This is a genomic window from Actinokineospora sp. (genome assembly GCF_050699995.1).
In the GTDB taxonomy this organism is placed as follows: domain Bacteria; phylum Actinomycetota; class Actinomycetes; order Mycobacteriales; family Pseudonocardiaceae; genus Actinokineospora.
In genome coordinates this window covers 1-6,154 of record NZ_JBOHGC010000168.1, presented here as the reverse complement: position 1 = coordinate 6,154, position 6,154 = coordinate 1, and the positions used below count along the sequence as shown (strand labels likewise).

Genomic DNA, 6,154 nt, shown 5'->3' with positions numbered 1-6,154 from the left:
GGCCAGCTCGGCGCCGAGCTGGCGCAGGATCTCCTTGGCCTGCTCCTCGTTGTCCGCGCCGAGCACCGTGGTGGCGATCGACTCGACGAGCGGCAGCAGCGCCGCGGCGGTCTGCTGCGCGGTCGGGGAGTGCCGCGCGACCGACGTGTCGATCATCTGCGCGACCGCGTCGGCGGTGATGTCGGGCGACTTGGTGATGTCGCCGACCAGGGTGGTCAGCGCGACGATCCCGGTCGCCGCGTTGCTCGCGTAGAAGTTGCCCCACACGAGGTATTCCCACGCGCTGAACGCTTTGCCGTTGGGCGCGGTGAACTTCTGGTCCCAGCTCAATTCGTCGTCCTCCTTGCTGGTGGTGCCGCCGAAGAGTGCGGCTAGTGCGGCGGGAGTGCCGCGGAATGCGTTGGTGTCGATGCGGCCGGTGGTGAAGTTGGCGACGGCGCCCGAGCTGCTGAACTGGAGCACCGCTACATCGAGGCCGCCGTAGCCGGTCCAGTAGGACGCGGGGACGTCGGCGTACTCGTCGGCGATGGAGCCGACGATGTTGTCCGGGTAGCGGCTCGACCACAGTGGCGGCAAACCGGCCAGCGATGGAGAGCCGAGCTGCTGCCAGTACCAGCGGGGGAAGTAGGTCAGGATCACCCGGTAGCCCTCGGCGCGAAGACCGGCGACGAGGCCGCGGGTGATGTCCGGGCCGCCTGAGTTGCGTTCGACGTCGATGGCCAGCGGCACATCGCGCGGGACGTGACGCTTGATGTTGGCGACCTGCGCAGCGACGGTCGAGTCTGCCCGCTGGTAGTGGTACGCGCCGGTGAGCAGCCCGGCCGCGTGCGCGGCCGCCAGGTTGGTGGAGAACGTCGGGTCGACGTATGTGGCGCCCTCGGTCGCTTTGAGCAGAGTGAACAGGACACCCTCGCGTCGAGCTCGAGCGAAGTCGAAGCCGCGGTTGTGGTGGCTGATGTCGGTTCCGAATAGGACAGACAAGGTCATCCTCCGATCAGTTTGGTGATGGCTGCGCCGATGCCGCCGCTGATCGGGCCGACGACCCCGGCCAGGCCCCAGCGCCAGCGTTCGAGCGTCCGGATTCGCTCCTCGTGGTCTGGCACGTCCTTGTCGACGTCGGCCTGTGCCTTTTCCAAGACGCGGAGCCGTTCCTCGTGGTCGGGTAGCACCGTCGCGAGTCGCTTGACGTCGCCGCCGATCTCCTCGACGCCCTTATGTACTGCGCGGATTTCGGCCAACATTTCGTTGGGCGTGGTGATCGCGCTGCCCGGTGGAACTTCCACGAGGCGTCCTCCAATTGGGTGATGTGGGCTAACGAAATTGACCTTGGCCGCGATATATAGGCGTGACGGCGTCGGATGCGTGACGCCGAGGACTGGGGGCCAGAAGTCGTTATGGATCAGATCGAGGCCAAGGGATACCTCGGCGGCTCAGTCAGCTTCGACGGGCAGTTCGTCACCATCAGCCGCAAGGGGCTCAACCGGTTCACAATCGGCAAGGGCCAGAAGCGGATCCACGTGAGCAAGATCAGCGCCGTGCAGCTCAAGCCGGCAGGCCCGATGGTCAACGGGTTCATCGAGTTCTCGATGTCTGGTGGCGACGAGCGTCGGTCGCGATTTGGTCGGCAGACCATGGATGCCACGAGCGACGAGAACTCGGTCGTCTTCACAAAGTCGCAGCAGGCGCAGTTCGAGCGGCTACGGTCAGCGGTGGAAGACGCTATGGCGCGGGGTTTTTCGCCTGCGCCAGCACCGCCGCAGGCAGATATTGCGGGCCAGCTTCAGCGGTTGTCCGAGTTGCATCAGTCCGGAGCGCTGTCCGACGCCGAGTTCAGCGCAGCCAAGTCGCGCTTGATCGGCTGATCAGGGGGATTCAGTGGATCTGCAGAACAGATGGGCTATCGGCGGCGTCTTCGCCGTCGCAGCAGGGGCGCTGGTTGGTCTCGCTATCTGGCTCAGTCCAGGACAGGCCATGCCTGCCGGGCCGGAGTTTGGACCCGCAGGCGCCGAGGCATCCGCGCCAGCCGCGGTCACGTCGGCGCCCGCGACGACGACGGCGGCGGCCGTGGACGCGCCGGTTGGCACATCCGGACAGGCGGCGCCCGGCGCTGGGCAGCCGACCGCTGGCAAGCCTGCCCAGAAGGCGCCAGGCGCGGTGGTGCAAGCAGAACCGACCTCCGAGCAGCCTGTGACGACCGGCCCGATGGTGACCGCAACGACAGCGCCCGCGACGAATCCAACATCTGTGGCCACACGTCCGTCGACATGCGCGACATTCGCGCCTGACGGCAGTTGCCTCTCCTGGGGCTAAGGCGTTTGCCGTAGGCCGACTCCCTGCACCTCACAAGCAACAGCGCCTGCTCCGGTAGCGACTGCTGTCACTTCGACCTTGACATTCGACTGGTCCAGGAAACTGCTGATCAGCCACGGTCCACGCAAGTCCTCGATGGCGTTGCCCGTGACCGCCCATGATCCGACTTGGGTGCCGTTCAGCCGAACCCTGTACGTCGTGTCCGGGGTCCCCGAGGCACGGCCCCATACTCCAGTAATGTTCAGGTACGAGTGCGCCACCAAGGGGATCCGCCCGACCCACAAGACGGTTTCGCTGGCGAGGGCTGCTGCGTCGAGGTTCATATAGCCCCACACGCTGCTTGCCGCCATCGAGAACCTCGGCACCATCGGCACGCTGAGCCAAGGACGGGCGATGCCGCCGTTCTCTGTGTCGTCCGAGAACAACTCGCGGTTCCCGAACCGATCGGTCAGCCGCCAGAACTGGTTCCCGTTGCCGGTGAATCCCGTCCACAGGACGTCGCTACCGCCATCGCGGCGGATGCGGATGATCTGCCTGCCGCTTTCGTCCGGGCCGAAGTAGAGCACCTGCACGCCAGAGCCGTTGATCATCTTGAGGAAGGCGTCGTTCAGCAGAGAGAGTCCGCCGCGGTTGATCGTGGCCGATGACAGGCCGACGGTGCGGCGCAGCTCGTCGAGTTGGCGGCGTAGGTCCTGAACCTGCGATAAGAGGTCAGCTGGCTGGTTGATCGGTGCCATGGTCTACACCCCCAGTCCCTCGAGGAGCGGATTGCACACCAGCTCCGCACTTGGCACCTGGCGCGCGTCCGGGGTGAACGCGATCTGGGCGACTCGGACCGGACCGTCGTAGCCCGTGCGGAGGAACTCGTGCCCGGCTGGGATGACCAAGCGCCCGTCGTCGCCCGGAGAGATTGCACCGAGGCTCGGCGCCTGGTCGGTGCGCACGATCAGCGTGGGCAGGACCACGGGCGAGCGGGTGCGGGAGAGGTCGCCGTCGGAGTGTCCCTGCAGGGTGGCGAACCCGGCGTAGGGCGTGGTTGGGGCGACCTCGATGTCGTAGCCCGCGGTCGATTCCAGCAGCGGCCACCGGCTGTTGGTGTACTGGGCGGGGTCTTCGGTGATGGCGACCGGCATTCCGAGTTCGATCCCTTTGCCGGTCGCGAATCGGCGCGTGGTCATGCCCGCGGCCGACCGGGACCACTTGAGCCCGATGATGTTGCCGCCGTCCTGCCACACGTGCGCGGAGCCGGCCTGCCCGAGTTGGGGCGTGCCAAGCTTGAGAACTCTGGTGGGTCGCCCGTTCGCGTCGACAGGACCGGCGTCGAAGAGGACGTCTGGGCCGTCGATCACGCCCGCGAGGTCGGCGAGCGCGGAGCCGACGGACTTGAGTGCCGACCCGAGGTAGGTGCGGGTGCGGAAGATCCCCGACGACGAGCCGTCCGCCGTGATCCCGATGTTCCCGCCGGTGTGCGACTGGGCGAGCGCGATCAGGTTGCGAGCGAGCTGGTTCTGCTCGACTCCGGTGTACGTCGTCGAGAGGCCGCTGACGTAGTACGGGTTGCCCTGTACGCGCGTGCCGTCCGTCCTGGTCGTCCACCCGCCCAGGACCGGCAAGATCAACCGGTGGTCGAAGTAGGACCACCAGTCCGCGGCACCGATGGTCACCGTGTGCGTCGAGGAGTCGTAGCCGGAGGTCCAGATGATCCCGCCCCACCGCGGAGCGCCGTCCTCAAGGAGGTAGACCACGCGGCGGGCCGGGGTGGTCAGGTCGTAAGGGTCGCGCCTGGTCGTGGAGGCGTGCCGTGAGAGCACCCAGCTCGCCTGGAGCGTGCCGCACATGTTGACGCCCTTGGTGGCGCGAACCTGCGAGAGGGGGACGTCGGCGATCGTTCTGTTCGTCGCGAGGTCGCTGATCAGGTAAGTCCACTGCGTGGCCATCAGTTCGGCCCCATGTACTCGACGAGCAGGTAGGACTGCTGATCGGTCCCGTTCGCGAACGTCGGCGTGGTTGCGCCGAACTGGTGGTTCGTCCACAACTCGATGTAGTCGGTCGTCCCGTTGCACGAGACGGTCGCCTCGGGCGCGTTGCAGGTGTTCGCCAGGAAGGCCTGGTTGATCGCCTGCTTGCTCTCGTACGGGGTCGCGCCGAGCAGCGCGGCCCCGTTCTTGCGGATTTGCGCGTTGAACATGCCCGCGCAGGCGCCGGTGTACGCGACCATGCCGCGGGCCCGGTACCGGCCGGGGATCGACGGGGTAACCCGCGAGGTGTTGGTCGAAGTGCTGTGGAAGCCGTGCGTGTCGATGACCTCGGCAGTGAAGGTGAGCGCGGTCGGGGTCAAATTGACGACGTTCTGCGTGGCGCCGGTGAGTTGGTAGACGTGGCAGTAAATCGGGGCGATCGTGATCAGCACCCACGACGACGTGCTGCCGTCGTACTGGTAGAGCGGGTCGCCGCTGTTGATGAGCTGGGCGAGCTGGCCGGAGTAGGGGTTGGTGATCGCCGAGTCGCGGTCGGCGGTCGAGCTGCACACCGCGACGCCCTGCACTCGCCACGCCGTGCCGTCGAAGATTTCGACCCAGTCCCGGTCGGTGCGGTAGATCGCCATGCCCTCGTAGGGCGCGACGATCGCGGCGCGCTCGGCGACGGATCCGATTGGGAGGATGCCTCCGGTGGCGACGGTGTAGAGGACGCTGTCGGAGTTGCGCAGGTCGGTGATGTCGCCGGGGTTGATCACGGTCGCGCTCGGCGGCACGATGACCCGCGCCAGGGTGCGGTATTCCGGGTACGCGGCGAGGGAGGGATCCGATCCGGAGCCCGGCGTTCCGGTGACGTAGCGGACCCGCATCTGGCTGTCGGCCTCGGCGAAACCAATGTCCTGCTGATGGATGATCACCAAGTCCCTGCGCGAGTTCGTGGCGTCGGGCGGGTAGGTGTCGATGACGTTGATGTCGATCGTGGCGTCGTTGGTCTGCACGTAGACGCCGCCGCCGCGAAGCGACTGCTGAATGCGCTGGAACGGGGCGACGTGGATGAACTTGTTCGGCGTGCCCGTCGCGGTGACCAGGCCGGGCGCGGACGCCGACGGCCGAAACCCACTGCGCGCACTGACCAGCCCGGAGCCCTGGAAGCCCGCAGCCATGCCGTAGCGGCCGTCGAGGGCGGTGATGGGGCCGGGAACCCCGGCGGCATTGGACACGAAGAGGCTGGCGCGCTCGGCCACGGATCCCCCTTTAGTTGCTGGTGTGGTGGTAGAGCACGTGAAGGTCCGCGGCTGGGTCGTAGGCGCCCGCCGAGGACCACTGGATGCGGGTCGAGCCGGGCGCGAGCGGGAACCACTGCCGCGTGAACAGCCGGTCGTCACGGGACACGTCGGTCCCGACGATCGTGACCGTGCGGGCGTCGGTGTCGACCTCGATCATCTGTCCTGCCGGGACGGTCCAGGCCGGGTCAAAGACGAGCGAGCCGCCGAGGTCCGGCGCGGTGATCCGCGGGCCTGTAACCGGCCCGGAGAAGCGGAACAGCGGCCAGGCGTCGGTGTTGCCGTTGTTGGTGACGACGGCCTCGCCGCCGGTCTGGCCCGGCCCCATGTCGAGCGCAAATGTGAGCGGCAGGATGAGGCCGTCCGAGACCGTGGCGGGCAAGCCGATCGGGACATCCTCCTGCGGCAGCTGCACGACGTCCGACCCGGTCGTCTTCCACTGGATCGCGCCCTTGGCCTTGCCCAGCGCGTAATGCGCGTCCAACGGCGCGGTACGGCGCACGCAGCGGGCCATGACCTGATACAGAACGCCGTGCAGCCGCACAACGAGCGGTTCCTCGTCGGCTTGATCCCGAATCGCCGTGG

General features: G+C 67.3%; 7 protein-coding genes. 1 reads left to right on the top strand and 6 read right to left on the bottom strand.

Annotated features, from left to right (window positions below; genetic code table 11):
- A partial coding sequence (locus ACRDSQ_RS09270; RefSeq protein WP_431420431.1) for a glycoside hydrolase family 25 protein occupies positions 1-981 on the bottom strand: 981 nt, incomplete at its 3' end.
- A 2-nt stretch (positions 982-983) separates the two neighbouring features.
- A complete protein-coding gene (locus ACRDSQ_RS09265) occupies positions 984-1,283 on the bottom strand; it encodes a hypothetical protein (RefSeq protein WP_431420430.1) in 300 nt (99 codons plus the stop codon).
- A gap of 111 nt (positions 1,284-1,394) precedes the next feature.
- On the opposite strand from ACRDSQ_RS09265, the gene ACRDSQ_RS09260 reads away from it, so the two are divergent.
- On the top strand, positions 1,395-1,862 hold the full coding sequence (locus tag ACRDSQ_RS09260; protein WP_431420429.1) for a DUF4429 domain-containing protein: 468 nt from the start codon (positions 1,395-1,397) through the stop codon (positions 1,860-1,862).
- A 444-nt stretch (positions 1,863-2,306) separates the two neighbouring features.
- Here ACRDSQ_RS09260 and ACRDSQ_RS09255 read toward each other — a convergent pair whose 3' ends face one another.
- From ACRDSQ_RS09255 to ACRDSQ_RS09240, 4 genes are all read right to left on the bottom strand, one after another.
- Positions 2,307-3,047, bottom strand: coding sequence for a hypothetical protein (locus ACRDSQ_RS09255; RefSeq protein ID WP_431420428.1), 741 nt, complete (start codon positions 3,045-3,047; stop codon positions 2,307-2,309).
- 3 nt (positions 3,048-3,050) lie between these two features.
- A complete protein-coding gene (locus tag ACRDSQ_RS09250) occupies positions 3,051-4,247 on the bottom strand; it encodes a hypothetical protein (RefSeq protein WP_431420427.1) in 1,197 nt (398 codons plus the stop codon).
- Positions 4,247-5,530 carry a hypothetical protein gene (locus ACRDSQ_RS09245; RefSeq protein WP_431420426.1) on the bottom strand — a complete coding sequence of 428 codons (1,284 nt, stop codon included), beginning with the start codon at positions 5,528-5,530 and terminating at the stop codon, positions 4,247-4,249. The genes ACRDSQ_RS09250 and ACRDSQ_RS09245 overlap by 1 nt, the downstream gene beginning before the upstream one ends.
- 10 nt (positions 5,531-5,540) lie before the next feature.
- Positions 5,541-6,154: phage distal tail protein (locus ACRDSQ_RS09240; protein WP_431420425.1), on the bottom strand; the 614-nt coding region annotated here is incomplete at its 5' end.